At 68.7% G+C, this 17,957-nt stretch carries 18 protein-coding genes; 1 reads left to right on the top strand and 17 read right to left on the bottom strand.

The genetic code is table 11. The annotated features are described in order from the left end of the window. The 6 genes from M3M54_RS12510 to M3M54_RS12485 form a co-directional block, all read right to left on the bottom strand. A complete protein-coding gene (locus M3M54_RS12510) occupies window positions 1-621 on the bottom strand; it encodes a J domain-containing protein (protein ID WP_249019382.1) in 621 nt (206 codons plus the stop codon). A 137-nt stretch (window positions 622-758) separates the two neighbouring features. After that, window positions 759-2,243, bottom strand: coding sequence for a GH1 family beta-glucosidase (locus tag M3M54_RS12505; RefSeq protein ID WP_249019381.1), 1,485 nt, complete (start codon window positions 2,241-2,243; stop codon window positions 759-761). Between the two features lie 120 nt (window positions 2,244-2,363). Continuing rightward, window positions 2,364-4,064, bottom strand: coding sequence for an ABC transporter substrate-binding protein (locus M3M54_RS12500; protein ID WP_249019380.1), 1,701 nt, complete (start codon window positions 4,062-4,064; stop codon window positions 2,364-2,366). 146 nt (window positions 4,065-4,210) lie between these two features. Then, window positions 4,211-6,211, bottom strand: a complete 2,001-nt coding sequence (locus M3M54_RS12495) for an ABC transporter ATP-binding protein (RefSeq protein ID WP_249019379.1) — start codon at window positions 6,209-6,211, stop codon at window positions 4,211-4,213. Beyond that, window positions 6,208-7,206, bottom strand: a complete 999-nt coding sequence (locus M3M54_RS12490) for an ABC transporter permease (RefSeq protein ID WP_249019378.1) — start codon at window positions 7,204-7,206, stop codon at window positions 6,208-6,210. Before M3M54_RS12490 ends, M3M54_RS12495 begins: the two co-directional genes overlap by 4 nt. After that, window positions 7,206-8,189 carry an ABC transporter permease gene (locus M3M54_RS12485; RefSeq protein ID WP_371878669.1) on the bottom strand — a complete coding sequence of 328 codons (984 nt, stop codon included), beginning with the start codon at window positions 8,187-8,189 and terminating at the stop codon, window positions 7,206-7,208. The genes M3M54_RS12490 and M3M54_RS12485 overlap by 1 nt, the downstream gene beginning before the upstream one ends. Window positions 8,190-8,289: 100 nt before the next feature. Here M3M54_RS12485 and M3M54_RS12480 point away from each other — a divergent pair, with 100 nt between their 5' ends. Continuing rightward, the gene (locus tag M3M54_RS12480; protein WP_249019376.1) at window positions 8,290-9,327 is read left to right on the top strand and encodes a LacI family DNA-binding transcriptional regulator; all 1,038 of its coding nucleotides are present in this window, start codon (window positions 8,290-8,292) and stop codon (window positions 9,325-9,327) included. Window positions 9,328-9,481: 154 nt separating this feature from the next. Here the strand turns inward: M3M54_RS12480 and M3M54_RS12475 are convergent, their stop codons facing one another. The 11 genes from M3M54_RS12475 to M3M54_RS12425 form a co-directional block, all read right to left on the bottom strand. Then, window positions 9,482-10,171: a response regulator transcription factor gene (locus M3M54_RS12475; protein ID WP_249019375.1), complete on the bottom strand. Its 690-nt coding sequence runs from the start codon at window positions 10,169-10,171 to the stop codon at window positions 9,482-9,484. Continuing rightward, window positions 10,168-11,442 (bottom strand): sensor histidine kinase, encoded by a 1,275-nt coding sequence (locus M3M54_RS12470; RefSeq protein ID WP_249019374.1) that lies wholly within the window; start codon window positions 11,440-11,442, stop codon window positions 10,168-10,170. Before M3M54_RS12470 ends, M3M54_RS12475 begins: the two co-directional genes overlap by 4 nt. A gap of 12 nt (window positions 11,443-11,454) precedes the next feature. After that, window positions 11,455-11,853: a 4-carboxymuconolactone decarboxylase gene (gene pcaC / locus M3M54_RS12465; protein WP_249019373.1), complete on the bottom strand. Its 399-nt coding sequence runs from the start codon at window positions 11,851-11,853 to the stop codon at window positions 11,455-11,457. Between the two features lie 24 nt (window positions 11,854-11,877). Beyond that, a complete protein-coding gene (pcaD, locus tag M3M54_RS12460) occupies window positions 11,878-12,639 on the bottom strand; it encodes a 3-oxoadipate enol-lactonase (protein ID WP_249019372.1) in 762 nt (253 codons plus the stop codon). Next, window positions 12,636-13,790, bottom strand: coding sequence for a lyase family protein (locus M3M54_RS12455; RefSeq protein ID WP_249019371.1), 1,155 nt, complete (start codon window positions 13,788-13,790; stop codon window positions 12,636-12,638). Before M3M54_RS12455 ends, pcaD begins: the two co-directional genes overlap by 4 nt. Next, window positions 13,780-14,346 carry a protocatechuate 3,4-dioxygenase subunit alpha gene (gene pcaG / locus M3M54_RS12450; protein ID WP_249019370.1) on the bottom strand — a complete coding sequence of 189 codons (567 nt, stop codon included), beginning with the start codon at window positions 14,344-14,346 and terminating at the stop codon, window positions 13,780-13,782. Before pcaG ends, M3M54_RS12455 begins: the two co-directional genes overlap by 11 nt. 14 nt (window positions 14,347-14,360) lie before the next feature. Then, on the bottom strand, window positions 14,361-15,140 hold the full coding sequence (pcaH, locus tag M3M54_RS12445; RefSeq protein WP_249019369.1) for a protocatechuate 3,4-dioxygenase subunit beta: 780 nt from the start codon (window positions 15,138-15,140) through the stop codon (window positions 14,361-14,363). Next, the gene (locus M3M54_RS12440; RefSeq protein ID WP_249019368.1) at window positions 15,137-15,835 is read right to left on the bottom strand and encodes a CoA-transferase subunit beta; all 699 of its coding nucleotides are present in this window, start codon (window positions 15,833-15,835) and stop codon (window positions 15,137-15,139) included. The genes pcaH and M3M54_RS12440 overlap by 4 nt, the downstream gene beginning before the upstream one ends. Before the next feature lie 4 nt (window positions 15,836-15,839). Beyond that, complete coding sequence (locus M3M54_RS12435; protein WP_371878584.1) at window positions 15,840-16,643, bottom strand: CoA transferase subunit A; 804 nt, start codon at window positions 16,641-16,643, stop codon at window positions 15,840-15,842. Window positions 16,644-16,778: 135 nt separating this feature from the next. Further along, window positions 16,779-17,078, bottom strand: coding sequence for an antibiotic biosynthesis monooxygenase (locus tag M3M54_RS12430; RefSeq protein ID WP_249019366.1), 300 nt, complete (start codon window positions 17,076-17,078; stop codon window positions 16,779-16,781). 9 nt (window positions 17,079-17,087) lie between these two features. Continuing rightward, entirely contained in the window at window positions 17,088-17,951 is an 864-nt protein-coding gene (locus M3M54_RS12425; protein WP_249019365.1) for an NAD(P)-dependent oxidoreductase, read from the bottom strand. Between the last annotated feature and the right edge of the window lie 6 nt (window positions 17,952-17,957).

The raw sequence follows: 17,957 nt of genomic DNA, 5'->3' as shown, positions 1-17,957 counted from the left end.
TCAGCGGTCGCGGCCGAAGAGGTCAGCGAGCCGGCGCGTGAACTGCTTCTTGGGGTCGGACTGACGCAGGTGCTCGCCCACCTGCTGGGTGGCGTCGTCGATGATCTTGGTGAAGCTGTCGTCGGTCGTGTAGATGCCGAGCTCCTCCTGCGTCGGATGGCGCGCCTGAGGGTCGGGCTGTGCGGCTGTGCGGGCGGCAGCGCGCGCAGCCGCCGCGCGGGCGAACTGCGCCTGCGCGAACTTCGCCTGTGCCTCGGCCTGCTGGCGCTGGGCCAGGCGCTTGGCCGCGAGCTCGCGTTCCAGGCGTGCGATCCGCTGCTCGAGGCTCTCATCCGGGGAGCCGCTGTATGCGCGCGGCCGCGGCGGTCGCGCCGCAGCGGGCCGGCTGGCCGGCGTCGACTGCGCCCCAGGCATCGGCAGGCCTTCGACCCGGCGGCGCTCGACGATCGTCGAGTAGGCGGTCTGGATACGCGCGAACAGGGCCGCCGAACCGGCGGAGCCGCCATTGTGATCGGGGTGGTGGCGCTTGACGAGCTCCCGGTAGGCACGTCGCAGCTCCACGTCAGAGACACCAGGTGAAACCCCCAGCACGGCGTAGGGATCCGTCGGCTGCGCACCCATGCTGGACATTATTGCGTCCCGGCGGCCGATCCGGCTAAGGATTTCGGCAGATTTTGACCGGCACGGCGGACCCGCAGGTCCGCCGTGCCGGCGATCGGTGCGGAGAGAGAGGAGGACCGCACCGCCACAGCGGCCGTTCAAACGGCCGCGGGAGCCTCGGGGAGCTCGGCGTCGCCGCCGCGCTGGCCGGAGTCGGCCAAGGCGCGACCCGGCGCAGCCAGTGCTGGCTCGGGCACGAGCGTGTTAGTGATAGCGACCTCGCGGTAGAAGGCAGCGCTGCGTTTGGCCAGGCGTCGACCCGAGCCGAACTCGACGTAGTGCAGGCCAAAGCGGCGTCGGTAGCCCTCGGCCCACTCGAAGTTGTCCATCAGCGACCAGTGGAAGTAGCCAGCCACGTTCACGCCGGCGGCCAGCGCCTCGAGCACCGCCTCCAGATGGCCGTGAATGTAGGCGATGCGCTCGTGGTCGTCGACCGTGCCCTCCGGCGTGATGTAGTCGTCGGCGGCGCAGCCGTTCTCGGTGATGTAGATGGGCAGGCCGCCGGATTCGCGGTCCAGCCGGATCAGCACATCCCGCAGGCCCTCGGGCACGACCGCCCAGCCCATCACGGTGCGAGGCAGGTCTGGCGGCATGTAGTGCACTGCACCGGGCCAGCCCGCCACCGGGTGCTCGCCGAGCCTGAGATCCGCCCAATCGCCGCTGCGCAGGTAGTGCGGGCGGTAGTAGTTCAGGCCGAGAAAGTCGATCGGAGCGGAGATCAGCGCCATGTCGCCATCCTGGATGAGCTCGTCGGGCGGCATCAGGTCGGCGCGCAGGTCGGCGGGGTAGCTGCCGCGCAGCACGGGGTCGAGGTAGACGCGGTTGTACTCGGCGTCCAGCGCGAGCGCCACGGCGGTCGCGTCCTCGTCCAGCGCGTTGAACGGCTGCGTGTCCATGGTCGGGCCCACGATCGCTCCCGAGGCGCCCGCGCGCAGCGCCGCCGTCGCGTACCCGTGCGCGAGCATGATGTGATGGATCGCCGCGGCGGCCAGCGCGGGGTCCCGGCGCCCAGGGGCGTGCGTGCCGTTGAGATAACCCTGCTGAACGGTCTGCAGCGGCTCGTTGATCGTGATCCACATGGCGACCTGATCGCCGAGCGCCTCCGCCAGCGCTCCGGCGAGCTCGCCCATGGCAAGCGCCGTGTCGCGGCTTGCCCAGCCGCCGCGATCCTCGAGCGCCTGCGGCAGGTCCCAGTGATAGACGGTGGCTACCGGTTTGATCCCGTGCTGCACGAGGGCGTCAACGAGCCGACGGTAGTAGTCCAGACCGGCCTGGTTGACCGGACCACTGCCGCCCGGCAGCACGCGCGGCCAGGAGACCGAGAAGCGGTAGGCGCCCACGCCGAGCCCTTCAAGCAGGGCGATGTCGTCGTCCAGGCGGTGGTAGGAGTCACAGGCGATGTCGCCGGTGTCACCGCGGTTGACCTTGCCCGGCGTGCGGGCGAAGGTGTCCCAGATCGACCGGCCACGGCCATCTTCATCGACGGCGCCCTCGATCTGGTAGGAGGACGTGCCGACCCCCCAGACGAAGCCCTCCGGAAAGCGCCGTGCGTCCTGCGAGCCTCCGGACGTGAGGCTGTTCATCTGCAGCTGCTCCTAAGACCTAGTGTTGTGGATGAGGGAAGAGAAGACCGGGGCGATCCCGGCGCCCGCACGTGGCGGGCGCCGGGATCCCCGTGTGACCTGAGAGCTCGAAGCTCGGCTTCAGCTCTTGGGCCGCAGGTGCAGAACGACAACCTCGTTGGTCGGGGTCGCAGGCTGCGCCGACTCGTACTCGTTTGACGGGGTCGGCCAGCCGGTGAACGCACTGGTGTTGTACTCGCCCCACGACACGCCGTAGACGGTCGGGATGACCGGCAGGTTCTTGGCCACGAACTGCTCAATCGGGGCCAGGGCATTGCGCTGCGCGGTGATCGTCCCGGCCGACGCGAGCTTCTTCAGATCGCGGTCAATCGCGGCGTTGTGCAGGCCCTCGTAGTTACCTGCGCGGTTTGACTTGGTGGCCAGCGTGCTGTTCAGCCAGCCGTCGTACAGCTGATACGGCGCGACGCTGGTGTTGGACCAGTGCATGGTCAACTGGAAGTTGCCGGTTGCCATGTCGCTGTTCCAGGTGTTCACAGCCAGCCCGACGGCGGTGGCGTCTATGCCAGCGGCCCTCAGGTCAGCGGCGACGATCTGGTCGTCGTGCGCGTAATCGCTGTAGGCGGTCGGGTCGGTGACCGACAGCTTCACGATCTTGCCGTGCAGCGCAAACCACTTGCCGACCTTCTTGTAACCGGCCTTCTCCAGCACCTTCTCAGCCGCCCTCGCGTTGGCCTTGGGGCTGATGTGGTAGGCCGCGCCCTTGACGCTCGGCGCCAGGAACTGGTTGAACACCGGCAGCGTCAGACCGCTTGAGTTGGTCGCGATCGGCTCGGTGCCGGACTCGCCCTGTGAGGCGATCGCCTTGCGGTTGATCGCCAGGCTGATCGCCTGACGGACGGCCAGCTGGTTGGTCGGCCATTCGTGCAGGTTCGGCTCGAGCGAATTGGTGTTCAGCGGCGGAGACCAGAACGTCAGCGGCTTGCCCGCGAACGCCTGCTTGGGGTCGGCGATGAAGTTGCCGGCCCAATCGACCTGGCCGGTGTCAAGCGCCGCGAGCGCCGAGGTGTTGCTCGACAGCGTCGGGAACTCGACGGTCTTCACCGCCGGAGCACCGTGGCCACCGAAGGGGCCGCCCCAGTACTTGGGGTTGGCGGTCATGACGACGCCGCTGGCGCCGACGCTCGACACCGTGTACGGGCCGGTGCCGACCGGGCTTGTGTCGGCGTAGGTCGACGGATTGCCGGCGCTCTGCCAGATCGACTGCGGGACGATGTAGACATCGCCTGCGATGTTCTGGAAGTTCGCGTACTGGGGCGTTGGGAAGTGCAGGGTGACGGTGTCACCGCGCATCGAGACGCCCGAGATCGTGAGGCCGCTGCCGTTGATGGCGGGGTTGTGCTTGATCAGGTTGTACGTGAACGCGACGTCGGCCGGCGTGAACGCCGTGCCGTTTGACCACTTCACGCCCCTGCGGATCGTGAACGTGATCGACCTGCCGCCCGCGCCCCACTTGTAGCTCGTGGCCAGGAACGGGTAGTACTTGCCCGGCTTGAGGATGTCGGCCTGGAACAGCGGCTCGTAGATCAGCGACGTGGCGCCGACGATCGACGAGGCCGAGGTCGGGACGAACGGGTTGAAGCCGTTGGCCTGACCGACCGGGCTTGACTCCACCGTGAGCACCGAGCTGCTGGCTGCCTTGGCGTGAACGGCTGCGGTCGCCGAGCCGGCGGTGGCGAAGATCGCCCCCGCAGAGCCACCGACGACGATGGCTCCCGTCGCAACGGCCGCCTGTACGGAACGTTTGTTGAGGATTCGCTTCATGAAGCGAGCACCCCCTCCTTTGATACATAGTTAGTTGCTGGTCAACTGCATCCGCGCCACAGGTCTGTGGACCGGCGCGGGTTACTGCACTGGCAGGGTTTGGGCGTCCTCGCTCCCGGCGAGGGCGCCAACCCATATCTCCTCGTCTACTCCGAGGCGACCTCCTTTGCCAGACCGTCCCGGACGAACATGGCCGCCTGCCCCGGCACCTCGGACGCGAACGTGTCCGGGTCCGGCGAGGACGCGATCAGGAGCTGGGTGTAGGGATGCGTGGGGTTCTGCACGAGCGCTTCGGCAGGGCCGCGCTCGACGATCTCCCCACGGTTCATCACCAGGATCTCATCGGCGAAGTAACGCGCCGAGGCGATGTCGTGGGTGATGTACAGGATCGCAAGGCGGAACTTGGTCCGCAGCTCCGCGATCAAGTCGAGAATCTCCAGGCGGATGGAGACATCAAGCATCGAGACCGGCTCGTCTGCGAGCAGCACCCGCGGCTCGGCCGCCAGCGCACGGGCGATCGACACACGCTGGCGCTGGCCGCCGGAGAGCTCGTGCGGGTAGGCGTCGCGGAACTTCTCAACCGGGTTGAGCTTCACCTGGTCAAGCAACCGGTCGATCTCGGTAACCGTCGGCTTGCGGCCGGTGCGCACGGAATGAACCGAGAGCGCTCGCTGCAGGTGGTAGCGCACGGTGTGCAGCGGGTTCAGCGAAGCGAACGGGTCCTGGAAGACCATCTGCACCTCGCTCTTGTAGCGGCGGAACTCGCCGCGCCGCGATGGCTCGATCTCCTTGCCGTCAAGCAGAATGTGCCCGCCGGAGCGCCGCTCCTGCCCGGCGAGCAGCTTGGCGATCGTGCTCTTGCCCGAGCCGCTCTCACCGACCAGCGCGACCACCCGGCCGCGGTGCAGATCGAGCGAGACGCCCTTCACCGCTGAGACCACACCGCGGCGGCCGCCGCCGTAGTCCTTGCGCAGATCGACGCCGGAGAGCACCAGCTCGGAGCCCTCCGTGCCCGGGTCGGAGCCGACGCCGGTTGGGCTGTTGATCGCGATCGCGCTGGCCGGCAGCGGCTCTCCCGGCGCGACGAACGGGCAGGCGCTCAGGTGTCCGGCTGCAGCCCCGGCCACCGGCGCGAGCACCATGTCGACCGTAGCGCAGGCGTCCCTGGCAAAGGCGCAGCGCGGCTGGAAGGGGCAGCCAGCCGCGGTGCTGCGCAGATCGGGTGGGGCGCCCGGTATGCCGGTGAGCTGGACGCGCGGGCCGCGCAGGCGTGGGAAGGAGCCGAGCAGGCCGCGGGTGTAGGGGTGCGTGCCGCCGGTGCGCACCTCGATCGTTGGTGCCGTCTCCACCACCTGGCCGGCGTACATCACCACCACCTGGTCGGCGACCTCGAGCAGCAGCGACAGGTCGTGGGTGATGAACAGCACCGAGAAGCCCAGCCGCGCCTTCAGCTCCAGCACCTCGCGCAGAATCTCCTTCTGGACGATCACGTCGAGGCCCGTCGTGGGCTCGTCCATGATCACGACCTCGGGGTCGACGGAGAGCGCCATCGCAATCATCACCCGCTGGCGCATGCCGCCGGAGAGCTCGTGTGGGTAGGCCCGCAGGCGCTCGGGCTCGATGCCGACCATCTCGATCAGCTCGCGGGCGCGCTCGTGGACCTGCTCGTGGCCCATCTTCATGTGCGCGCGGATGCCGTCCATGATCTGGTCCTCCACGCGCAGCACCGGGTTGAGCGAGTTCATCGCGCTCTGAAACACGATCGCGATCTCACGCCAGCGCAGCTCCTTGAGGCCCGCATCGCTCGCGGCCAGAACGTCGAACCCGCCGGGATGGCGGTCCTCGAGCCGCTTGCCGTGGTAGACGACGCTGCCGCCGGTGACGATCGCGGGCGGGCGCAGCAGCCGGACGGCACCGTATGCCAGGGTCGACTTGCCACAGCCGCTCTCGCCACAGAGTCCGACGACCTTGCCCGGATGCAGGGCCAGGTCGACGCCCCGCACGGCCCTGACGTCACCGAGATCGGAGCGGTAGGCGATGTCCAACCCGCGGATTTCCAGCACCGGTCCAGCGGGACCGGTGCGCAGCTGATCGGTGGACCGGACCTCGGTCAGCGCCGCGGCCGTGGGATCGCTGGCCGTGCTCATCGGTTCAGCTCCGCGTAATCGAGGATCACCGGTGTCGGGTCGGCCGGACGCCAGTTGCGACGCCCGAGCTTGCGCATGCTCCGCGAGGCGCGCAGACGCGGGTTTGAGAGCTCGTCCAAGCCGAAGTTGATCAGCACGAGACTCATCCCGAGGAAGGCCACGGCCATCCCGGGGAACACGTACCACCACCAGGCGCCGAGCTCGACCGCGCTGCCGCTCTGCGCCCAGTAGAGAATCACACCGAGGCTCCAAACGGAGAGGTTGGTGAGCCCGAGGAAGGCGAGCGCCACCGAGGTCAGGATCGCGTACAGGACGGTCCCGACGAAGCTCGCGGCGATCAGCCCGATCTGGTTGGGCATCAGCTCAAAGACGATGATCCGCCAGGCTGGCTCGCCCACCTCGCGGGCAGCGAGCACGAAGTCGCGGTTGCGTAGCGACATCGTCTGGGCACGGATCACGCGCGCCCCCCAGGGCCAGCCGAGCGCACTCAGCAAAGCGATCGTCACGGTCGAGCCGGAGTGCGGCTCGTAGGCGAGGATGACGATCAAGAGCGGCAGCACCGGCAACACCAGGACGATGTTTGAGAACAGCGAGAGCCCCTCATCCGCGTAGCCTCCGAGATAGCCGGCGGCGATCCCCACCAGCACCGACAGGATGGTGGCCACCACTCCGGTGACCAGCCCGACGATCACGGTCGAACGTGTCCCCGTGAGCATCTGGGAGAGGATGTCGCCACCGCTCGAGTCGGTGCCGAACAGATGATGGATGTTCGGCGCCTCGGGCACAGACTGCGTGGTGGTCGTGTTGGGGTTATACGGTGCCAGCGCCGGGCCGAAGATCGCCACCAGGATGAAGAGAACGAGGATCGTAATGCCGATCTTGGCCTTCAGCGGCAGGCGCCGCCAGGTCGCCAGCACGCCGCGCAGGAACGCCAGCGGCCAGCCGCCGATCGTCGCGGCGCGGGTGGGGCTCGGGGTGAGCGTCGCGGTGCTCATCAGAAGGCGCTCCGTGAGCGGGCGCGGGGGTCGGCGATTGCGTAGACGACATCCGCGAGCAGTGACGCGGTCAGGACGGCCAGCGAGATCACCAGGAAGATCCCCTGGGTGAGCGGATAGTCGTTGGAGGTGACGGCGTTGTAGAGCGTCAGGCCGATGCCGGGGTAGGAGAAGACGATCTCCATCACGAGGGCGCCCGCGACAACGAACCCCAGCGCCAGCGCGAAGCCGGCGATGTTGGGGAGGATCGCGTTGCGCGCGCTGTAGGTGAACATCACGCGACGCGTCGAGAGCCCCTTGGCCTGCGCGACGAGGACGTAGTCCTCGGAGATCGTTGTCAGCATGACGTTGCGCATCTGCAGCATCCAACCGCCGATCGTGGTGGCGATGATCGTGATCGCGGGCAGGATCGAGTGGGTGACGGCGCTCGAGATGAACGGCCAGTTGAAGCCCTCGGTCAGGCCGAGCTGGTAGCCCTGGCCGTAGGGCAGCCAGTTGAGCTTGATCGCGAACAGGTAGATGACCAGCAGCGCCAGGAAGAAGTACGGCATCGCCTGCAACACGGTGAGCCCGGGCATGACGCGATCAAGCCAGCCGCCACGCCGCCACCCGGCGACGATGCCGAGCAGCGTGCCGATCGTGAAGCTGAGCACTGTCGCAACGCCCACCAGCGCCAGTGTCCAGGGCAGCGTCTGGCCGATGATCGTCGAGACGTGGGTCGGGTACTGGCTGGTTGAGACGCCGAGGTTGAAGTGGATGACGTCGTTCCAGTACTGGATGTACTGGCTGAAGATCGAGCCCTTGGGGTGGAAGCCGAACTCAACCTCGAGCGATTTGACAACGCCGGGCGTGAGGTTCTGGAACCTGCCGAGCACGGAGTCGATCGCGTTACCGGGCATCAGCCGCGGGATCATGAAATTGATCGACACCGCGGCCCACACGGCCACGGCATAGAAGGCCAGTCGTCTAGCGATGAAAGTCAGTGCCTCTCCACCTCTCTGGCTGCAACGCTAGCTGAAACGTTTCTGAGATGTCAAGCGAAAAGTTTTCTGAAACTGTTTCAGATGTGATTGAATACGGCTCGTGACGGACATCACAACAGTCGGCAACGGCCATGGACGCCCGACGATCCGGGACATCGCGGCCCTGGCACGCGTTTCGCCGGCGACCGTCTCGCGCGTGATCAACGGCCGCCCGGAGGTTTCGGATGCCGTCCGCGAACGCGTGCTGCGCGTCGTCGCCGAGCACGGCTACTCGGTGACCCGGCCGCCGCTGACGGGCATGCGCAGCGGCCTGGTTGGCGTCACGCTGCCGCTGATCCACCACTCCTACTTCTCCGAGATCCTGGCCGGCGTCGGCGAGGCCTTCTACGAGCACGAAATCCCCATGGTGCTCTGCCCGACACTGCACGAGCACGACCGCGAGGTCACGCTGCTGCAGCGGCTGCGCCACGGCACAACCGACGGAGCGATCCTGATCCTGCCCGAGGAGGACCAGGAGGAGCTGGCAGCGCTGCAGGAGCAGGGCTACCCGTTTGTGATCATCGACCCGCGCATGACCCCCGACGAGCGGGCGCCGACGGTTTCCGCCTCGCACCTGTCGGGCGCGCGCGAGGCGACCGAGCACCTGCTGGGCCTCGGCCACCGGCGGATCGCGGCGATCACCGGCCCGCAAAACTGGATCGCCACCGAGGAGCGGCTGCGCGGCTACCGCGGCGCGCTCGCAGAGGCGGGCGTCACCCCCGACCCGCAGTTGCAGATCGACTCCAACTTCCGCGACAACGGCGGGCGCCTGGCAACCCAGCAGCTGTTGGCCCTGGACGAACCACCGACGGCGATCTTCGCCTTCAACGACATGCTGGCGATCGGCGCGCTGCAGGCGATCCGCCAGCATGGCCTGCGGGCACCCGAGGACATCTCGGTGGTTGGCTTCGATGACACCTACGAGGCGTCGATCATGCACCCGCCGCTGACGACCGTGCGCCAGCCGCTGGCGGAGATGGGGCGCATGGCGGTCTCGCAGCTGGTCAGGCTGCTGCAGAACCAGCGGATCGAGGCGCTGCACGTGGAGCTGGCCACGAGGTTGGTCGTACGCGAGTCGACAGCCCCGCCGCGCGCATGAGGCGCGCTCGGCGATAACCAGCAGCACTGCACCCGACAACCGCATAACGCCTCCCTCCGAAGCCTGAAGCCAGCTTGACAGGCTGATCTTCGTGAAAGGTGAGCGTTAGGTTGCGCCTATGCGAAGGCGCCGCGGCCCAGGACAGGTGCGGCGCTCAGCGCCGGGCCGGTACCACGAGGCCGTACTCGTAGGCGAAGACGACGATCTGCACCCTGTCGCGCAGCTCGAGCTTGGCCAGGATGTGGCCCACATGGGACTTGATCGTCGCCTCCGACAGCACCAGCGTCTGGGCGATCTCGCCGTTTGAAAGGCCGCGGGCGACGAGCATCATCACCTCCTGCTCCCTGGCGGTGAGCAGCCCGAGACGCTGTCGTTGCGCGGCTGGCAGCAGCCGGTCGGGATCCTCGCCTGGTGCCACCAGGCGGTGGGCGTAGGCGTCGAGCAGGCGGCGCGTGACGCTGGGCGCCACCACCGCGTCGCCGCTGGCAACGACGCGCACGGCGGACAGCAGCTCGGCGGGTTGGGCGTCCTTGAGCAGAAAGCCGCTTGCGCCCACGCGCAGCGCGGCGTAGACGTACTCGTCCAGGTCGAAGGTGGTGAGGATGATCACGCACGCATCACTGCCGGAGTCGACGATCTGGCGTGTGGCCTCGATGCCATCGAGGTCGGGCATGCGCACGTCCATGAGCACGACGTCGGGGCTGAGCGCCTGCACCTGCGCCACCGCTTCATTGCCATCGCGTGCCTCGCCCACCACCTTCATGTCAGGCTGGCTGTCGAGCACCATACGGAAGGCCATACGCATCAGCTCCTGGTCGTCGGCCAGAAGCACCGAGATGCTCATCTCGCCGGCTCCAGTTCTCTGGTCATCGAGGCCGGTGTATGTCCGTCACGCTGGGCGGTAGCCGCGTCGGCTGCCAGACACAGGCGCACCAGCCAGCCGCCACCCGACGCCGGCCCGCACTCCAGGGTGCCGCCATAGGCGTTGGCGCGCTCGCGCATCCCCAGGACGCCGCGGCCGCTGTTGCGCTGCGGCGCCGGCAGGGGCGCGGCGTCCGCGACCCAGCCGTCGCCGCCACCGGTGTTGCTGACGAGAAGCTCCACCTCGCCCTCCGCGCAGCGCAGCGCCAGTTGCGCCGTGGTTGGCCGCGAGGCGTGCTTGAGCGTATTGGTCAGCGCCTCCTGGGCAACGCGAAAGACGGTCAGCTGCACCCCAGGCGAAAGGTTGCGCGGGTCTCCGTCGAGGCGCACGCTGACCGGCACCCCGGCCGCGCGGACACGGGCACAGAGATCGTCGAGACGCTCGAGCGTCGGCTGCGGCTCGAGCGGCCCGCGCTCCGGCTCGCCGTGCAGGACCCCGAGCAGGCGCCGCATCTCGCCGAGCGCCTGGCGGCCGGTCGCGGAGATCCGCTGGACCGCTCCGGCTGCTTCAGCGGACGAGTCCGCCAGCGCGTAGTGGGCACCATCCGCCAGCGCGATCATCACGGTCAGGTTGTGCGAGACGATGTCATGCATCTCGCGCGCAATCCGGGCACGCTCCGCCGCCGCCCCGAGCTCCGCCTGCTGGTCGCGTTCACGCTCGAGCCGCGCCGCCCGCTCCTGGAGGGAGGCGAGCAACTGGCGGCGCTGACGGATCACGAGACCGAGCGCGGCCGCCGCAACCGTGAGCCCCGTCACACCCACCCAGTACTTGAACTCCTGCGCCTCCCAGCGCAGCGCCAGCATCGCCGCCCCGATCTCGGTGGCCGCCACCGCCCCGACGATCGCGTAGAGATCGCTCCCCAGGCAGACCCAGTACAGGGCGATCAGCACCGCCCCGTCGGCGAGCTGAGGCTCTGACACAAGCCATTGCGTCAGCGCGACCAGGGCCACGACCCCATAGGCGACCAGGGGCGCCCGGTGACAGAGCAACAGCGGCAGGCAGAGCGCCAGACAGAAGCCGAGCATCGCCGGCGTCAGGCGATGCTGAATCGCCAGCTCGGTCATGCTCGTGACCGCCGTGCCCAGCGCGAGCACGAGGTCGGTGAGCAGCGGGTGGCCCCGCGACACCTCTCCGAGTCGCTCGAACGGCTCCGACAGGCGTTGCAACAGTAGCTCGTCGCGGGTCTCGCTCATGGACACCTGCAGCTAGCCGGACTCCCCGCCTGAAGCCTCCTCTGCGAGCACCTGGGCTGCGATCGCAAACGCGGCGTTGGCGGTCGGCACACCCGCATAGATGGAGGTGTGAATCAGCACCTCGGCGATCTCCTCCGGCGCAAGCCCGTTGTGCAGCGCCGCGCGCACGTGCATCGCGATCTCGCGCTCACGCCCCAGCGCGGTCAGCGCGGTCAGCGTGATCACGCTGCGGGTGCGGCGGTCGAGCCCCTCGCGCGCCCACACCGCACCCCAGGCGTGACGGGTGATGAACTCCTGCCAGGGGGCGCTGAACTCGGTCGCGGCCTGGGCGGCGCGCTCGACGTGCTCCTCGCCGAGGACCGCGCGGCGAACCTCCATGCCCTGCTCGTAGAGCTCGTCGCTTGTGCTCATCGCCCGACAACAGTAGTGGGCGGCTCAGGCCCCGGCAATCAGCGCGCTGACCACCGCGGGCTGCTGCGCGCTGGCGATGTGGGCGGCGTCGGCGATCAGCTCGAGCCGCGCCCCCGGCACCTGGTCGGCGATCAGCCGCTGATGCTCCGGCGGCAGAGCCTCGTCCTCGAGCGCGCCGATCACGAGCGTGGGCACGCGGATCTGCGGCAGATCGGCCCGTTGGTCCATCGCCGCGATCGCCTCGCAGCAGCCGGCGTAGCCCTCCGGATCGGTGGCGGCGATCATCGCCCGATGAGCCGCAACCTCCCCCGGGTGGGCCGCTGCCCACCCGGGGGTGAACCAGCGTGCCACCACGGCGTCGGCAACAACCTCCGCGGTCCCGGCCGCGCGCACGGCAGCGGCGCGCTCCAGCCAGCGCTCGGGCGGTGGCGCGTAGGCGGAGGTGCAGATCAGCACCAGTCGCTCGAGTCGCTCGGGCGCGTGGGCGCCCAGCCAGATGCCGACCATGCCGCCGATCGAGAGTCCGGCGGAGGTGGCACGCTCGACGCCGAGTGCGTCCATCAGCGCCAGCACGTCCCCGCCCATCTCGGCGATCGTGTAGGGCGCGGGCGGCACCGGTGAGGTGCCGTGGCCGCGGTGGTCGATGGTGATCACGCGAAAGCGGTCCGTGAGCGCCTGCAGCTGTGGCTGCCACATCGCAAGGCTTGTGCCCAGGGAGCCGGCGAGCAGCAGCACGGGCGCCTGCGCGGGGCCGTGCACCTCGTGGTGGAGGGCCACCGCGCTCACGCCGACCCCCGTGCCAGCGCGCGGTCGACGAGCTCGGCTGCGGCGGCGAGTGCCGGCTCCGGCGCAGCGCCCGCCGCAACCCCCGGTGTGGCAGCCGCCTGGAGGTTTGTGCGCATCCGCTCAGTATCCACCTCAAGGCCGCCGAGCAGGTCCGCAAGCCAGGCGGCCGCCGACCCGGTGAGCGTGAGCAGCTCGCCGAGCGTGCCCCACTCGGCCTGCCAGGCGCCGGCGGCGCGCTGCTGTTCCTGCTCCATCGCGGCGAAGATGGTTGCGACCAGCCCGGGGACGCGCTTGGCGCAGGCGATCACCGACACGGCGGCGACGGGGTTTCGTTTGTGCGCCATCGCGGAGGACGCGCCGCGTCCGGCGGCGGCTGCCTCGCGCAGCTCACCGACCTCGCTCTGGGCGTGCAGCGTCACGTCACGGGCGATCTTCGCGGCCGCGCCCACAACCGCTCCGAGCGCGGCCGCCAGGGCGGCGATCCGCGTGCGCTCGGTGTGCCAGGGCAGGAGCGGCTCTGACAGCCCCAGGGTCGCGGCCACCCGGGCGGCCACCTGCGGCGCCCGCGACCCGACCGGCCCGCCCATCTGCACCGCCAGCTCGCTCGCGCGGACCCGCTCGAGCTCGGCGGTGGCACGGCGCAGGCCCTCGAGCCAGCCGGCCGCGACCAGTCCGAACGAGGTCGGCAACGCCGCCTGCATCAGCGTTCGCCCGAGCACGGGCGTCTGGCGGTGCTCGGCCGCAAGGCGCGCCGCGGCAGCGGCCGCGGCGCGCAGATCGGCGAGGATCGGCTCGCTCGCGCGGCCCGCGATGAGCATCATGGCGGTGTCAAGGATGTCCTGGCTGGTGGCGCCGAGGTGCACTGCGTCGGCGTGGCGTTCGCCGACCCGGTCGCGCAGCTGTGCGACCAGCGCGATCACGGGTGTGGCGTTCTCACCGGCGGAGGCGGTGATCGCCTCCAGCTCGAGCGGACCCTGTCTGACGGCTGCGAGGATCGCCTGGCCGGCTACCGGGGCGATCAGGCCCTCCGCGACGCACGCCGCCGCGAGCGCCGCTTCGGCGTCGACCATCGCTCGCACCCACGCCTCGGCGCTGACTGCCGCCGCGGCGCCGCCGCGGGCATAGGTGCCGGCAAACAGCTCAGATGTCAAAGAAGACGGTCTCTCCGTGGCCCTGCAGATGGATGTCGAAGCGGTAGCCGTCGGGGGTGGCGGACGCGATCAGCGTATCCCGCCGGCTGGCGGGAACGCTGGCAAGCACCGGGTCCTCGGCGTTGGCCTGGGCCTCGTCCTCGAAGTAGATGCGGGTCACCACACGGTGCAGCATGCCGCGCGCCATCAGCGTCACGTCAATGTGCGGGGCCTGGAGCGGACCGTTGTTGGGGCCCGGGACGCGACCGGGTTTGACGGTCACGATCTCATAGCTGCCGTCACCGTCCTCGATCCCGTAGCGCCCGAAGCCGCGGAAGCCGGGGAGCGTTGACTGCTCGCCGTAGCCGCAGATATCGGCGAAGTGCCCGTCGCCGTCGGGCTGCCAGAACTCGATCACGTGGTCCGGGATCGGTTCGTTGTGGCCGTCGTAGATGCTGCCGGCGATGCGGATCTGGCCGGGCGTGCCGTCCGGCACGATCAGGTTGCCGCCAGGAAACGGAACACCGATCGCGAAGTACGGACCGACCGTCTGTGAGGGTGTCACCTCGAAGATCATCTGAAAACGGCCTCCTAGAACGCTTCCTCGAACGGGGTGGATGCCGGTCCGCGCAGGTAGATGTCCCAGTTGAACGCCTGCGCCCAGTTCGGCCGTGTCTGGTGGATGTTGAAAGTGGAGATCATCCGTTCGCGCGCCCGCTCGTCCCGTACGGAGTTGAAGATCGGGTCGTAGGGGAAAAACGGATCGCCGGGGAAGTACATCTGCGTCACCAACCGTTGCGTGAACGCGCGTCCGAGCAGCGAGAAGTGGATGTGCGCCGGCCGCCAGGCGTTGTAGTGGTTGCCCCACGGGTACGGGCCGGGCTTGATCGTTGTGAACTCGTAGCGACCCTCTGAGTCGGTCAGACAACGCCCGGCCCCATGAAAGTTCGGGTCAAGCGGCGCTGCCCAGCGGTCCCAGCGATGGTCGTAACGACCCGCGGCGTTGGCCTGCCAGATCTCGACCAGCGTGTCGCGCAGCGGTTTGCCCTCGGTGTCGTAGACGTGCCCGGAGACGATGATCCGCTCACCGATCGGTTCCCCCTGGGCCTGGACGGTCAGGTCATGGTCGGTTTCCTTCAGCGCCAGCGTGCGGTCGAGCTGCGGCCCGGTGATCTCGGTAACGGTGTGCGGCAGGTAGACCAGCGGCTCCTTCGGATGGCGCAGCTGCGTTGACTTGTAGGGCGGGTAGTCCAGTGAGGGGTGCGCTTCGGGAGGGTCGCGGCGGTAACGCAGCGGCGTGTCCGCGACCGGGTCATAGATCCGGCGCACACCGTCGGTGTCGGTGTCTGGTTGCTCGTTCGTGGTGCTCATCTGGATGCCAGCTCCCTCAACGCGTTTAGTTCTTTGGTACTCGGCGGCTCCGACACCTTCAGGCTCTCACTGACCGCAAGCTCAAAGCCCGTGTTTTCACGCACCTCATCGACGCTCACGCCCGGATGCACGGCGGTCAGACACAGCGAACCATCGCGGGGCTCGAGCACTCCCAGGTCGGTGATCACCAGCGTCGTGCGCTCGCCGCGCGTGGTCTTGAAGTCGAGCCGCTGCACAAACGTGCGCTTGGAGTGCGGGGCGATCACCACCACCTCCGCGCATCCGGTCGCGATCTCCGGCGCGCCGCCGGCACCCGGCAGCCGTGTCCGGGGATGCTCGTAGTCACCGATAACGGTCGAGTTGAGGTTCGCCTGCGGGTCGATCTGCGCGGCGCCGAGGAACGCGACCTGCACCCGCCCTGGGCCGATCCAGTAGTTGAACATCTCGGGCACCGAGACAACCAGGTCGGCTGTCTGCGCAAGCTCGCCATCACCGATCGAGAGCGGCACGTGATAGGGCTTGGCGCCGATCGTGCCGGACTCATACACCAGCACGAGCCTGGGGTTGTGGACCATCCGTGCCAGCAGGGCCGCCGTGGAAGGACGACCAACACCGATGAAACACGAGCGCTTCCCCGCCAGCGAACGTGCCGCCACCACGGTCTGAAGCTCGCCGTTTGTGTAATCGACGCTCACCAGCTCACCCCAGAAGACCCTGTTCGGACATCCACGCCTGGAAGTGCTCGCGGTCGCGGCTGATCAGATCCCACTCCCGGTAGAAGTCGTTGTCGCGCTCGGTGATTCCGAGCGCGTATGACGGCAGCGAGCCGCCGGGGGCAGGAGCAACGTAATCGATCACCCAGCCGGGAATCACGACCCCGCCGGGGCGGAGCTCGAGCTCGTCGACGATCCGCTCCACGGTGACCACCGACCGCTGGGCCGCGAGCACCGCTTCCTTCTGCACTCCGGGGATCCCCCAAAGCTGCACGTTGCCGTCGCGATCGGCCTCCTGCGCATGCACGATCGCCACCTCGGGGTTGAGCGCCGGCACGGCCGCGAGCTGCTCCCCCGTGAACGGGCAGATGACCGTCGCCACGTTGGTGTGCGCCGCCAGATCGGTGCCCTCATAGCCACGCATCACCATGAACGGCAGCCTGGACGCGCCCGCCACATAGCGGTTGGCCATCCCCGCGTGAGAGTGCTCCTCGACCTCGATCGGCCGTGGCCAACCGTGCTCGACCGCATCACGAAAACGGTGCAGCGAGCCGACACCGGGGTTGCCGCCGTAGGAGAACACGAGCCTGCGGGCCGCGCCGACACCGATCATCTGGTCATAGAGAATGTCCGGGGTCATCCGGATCAGCTCGAGCTCCCTACGCCCCTGGCGCAGCACCTCGTGGCCAGCGGCGAACGGGATCAGGTGCGTGAAACCCTCCAGCGCGACGCTCGCGCCATCCTGCACCGTGGCCTCAACGGCCTCGCTCAACGAAACGATCTGCGCCACTTGCCTTCAGGCCCCTCCATCGACGACCACCAGCCAAACGGGTTGCATGCGGAGCGTACCGTTGCACGCCGGTTCGCGTCGCCGCATGCCTACCGGTCTCGCCGAGCGGGCCGCATCAGGACCCGGCGAGCCACTTCAGAGCGTCGCCACCGGCTCCCCGAAGTGCTCAACCTCTGGTGCGGAGGCGAAATGCGCTCCGATCAGCTCGCGCCAGCGCCCAAACAGCTCAGACTCCCGAAAGCCCTGGATGTGGTCGTCAAGCGTGTCCCACTCGACCAGCAGCAGGTAGGTGGACGAGCGCTCGATGCCGCGGCGCAGCGTCAGGGAGCGAAACCCGCCCGCCTGCGCGATCACCTGCTTTGCCTGCTCGATCGCGGCCTCGAACGCGGGCTCAGACCCTGGTTTCACCTCGATGATCGCACGCTCGAGAACCACGGTCGCGCCTCAGTAGAGCTCACGCCAGCTGAAGCGCGGGTCGTAGCCGAGCACCGCGCGGGCGCGGGCGATGCTGAGCAGCGTGTCAACGCCATCCACGTCGGCTGCGACAGGCACGCCGGGGAACACCTCGGCCATCAGCTCGCGGCTCGGGCGCTTCATCACGGTGTCGGCGGCGGCGATGATGAAGTTATCGGCGCCGGTCAGATCGGCTTCGAGCGCGAGCCTGACGCTCTGCGCGACGTGGCTCTCGTCGACGTAGCCCCAGAGGTTCCATCTGCGCAGTTGCGGGTCGTCCCAGAAGCTCGGGAAGCGCTCGTAATCGGCGCGGACCATGACGTTCGACAGTCGCAGCCCGATGACCGTCATTCCGGCGATGCGGCTGAACTGCCGTGCCAGCTCCTCGCCGAGCACCTTCGACATCGCGTAGCTGGTCTCGGGGTAGATGTGCGCCTCATCGACGGGGGCGTAGTCGGGCGGACGGTCAAAGGGCAGCCCCAGCGTCGTCTCGCTCGAGGCCCAGACAACCCTCTTGACACCCAGAGCCGCGGCTGCCGCAAACACCGCGTGGGTTGAGGTGACGTTGACGCGCAATACCTCGGCCGCTGTCGCGTGCACGGGCGAGGGGATCGCCGCGAAGTGCACGATCGCATCGGGCCGCCGGCCCCACGCGCCGTCTCCCAGCGCCTCGATCGTCTGGCCGTAGTCGGTGAGGTCGGCCAGCAGCAGCGGCACCGCGTCGTCAGGGCCGGACGAGCCTGGCCCGGGCCGGTGATCGACATTGCGCACCTCGTAGCCGTGCTCCAGCAGGTCGCGTGCAACCACGCTCCCCGCCTTGCCGCTGGCACCGGTGACGATCACGCGCTTTGTCATCAACCG

Source organism: Conexibacter sp. S30A1 (assembly GCF_023330665.1).
Taxonomy (GTDB): domain Bacteria; phylum Actinomycetota; class Thermoleophilia; order Solirubrobacterales; family Solirubrobacteraceae; genus Palsa-465.
The sequence above is the reverse complement of the archived record's forward strand: the minus strand, read 5'-3'. Positions and strand labels throughout refer to the sequence as shown.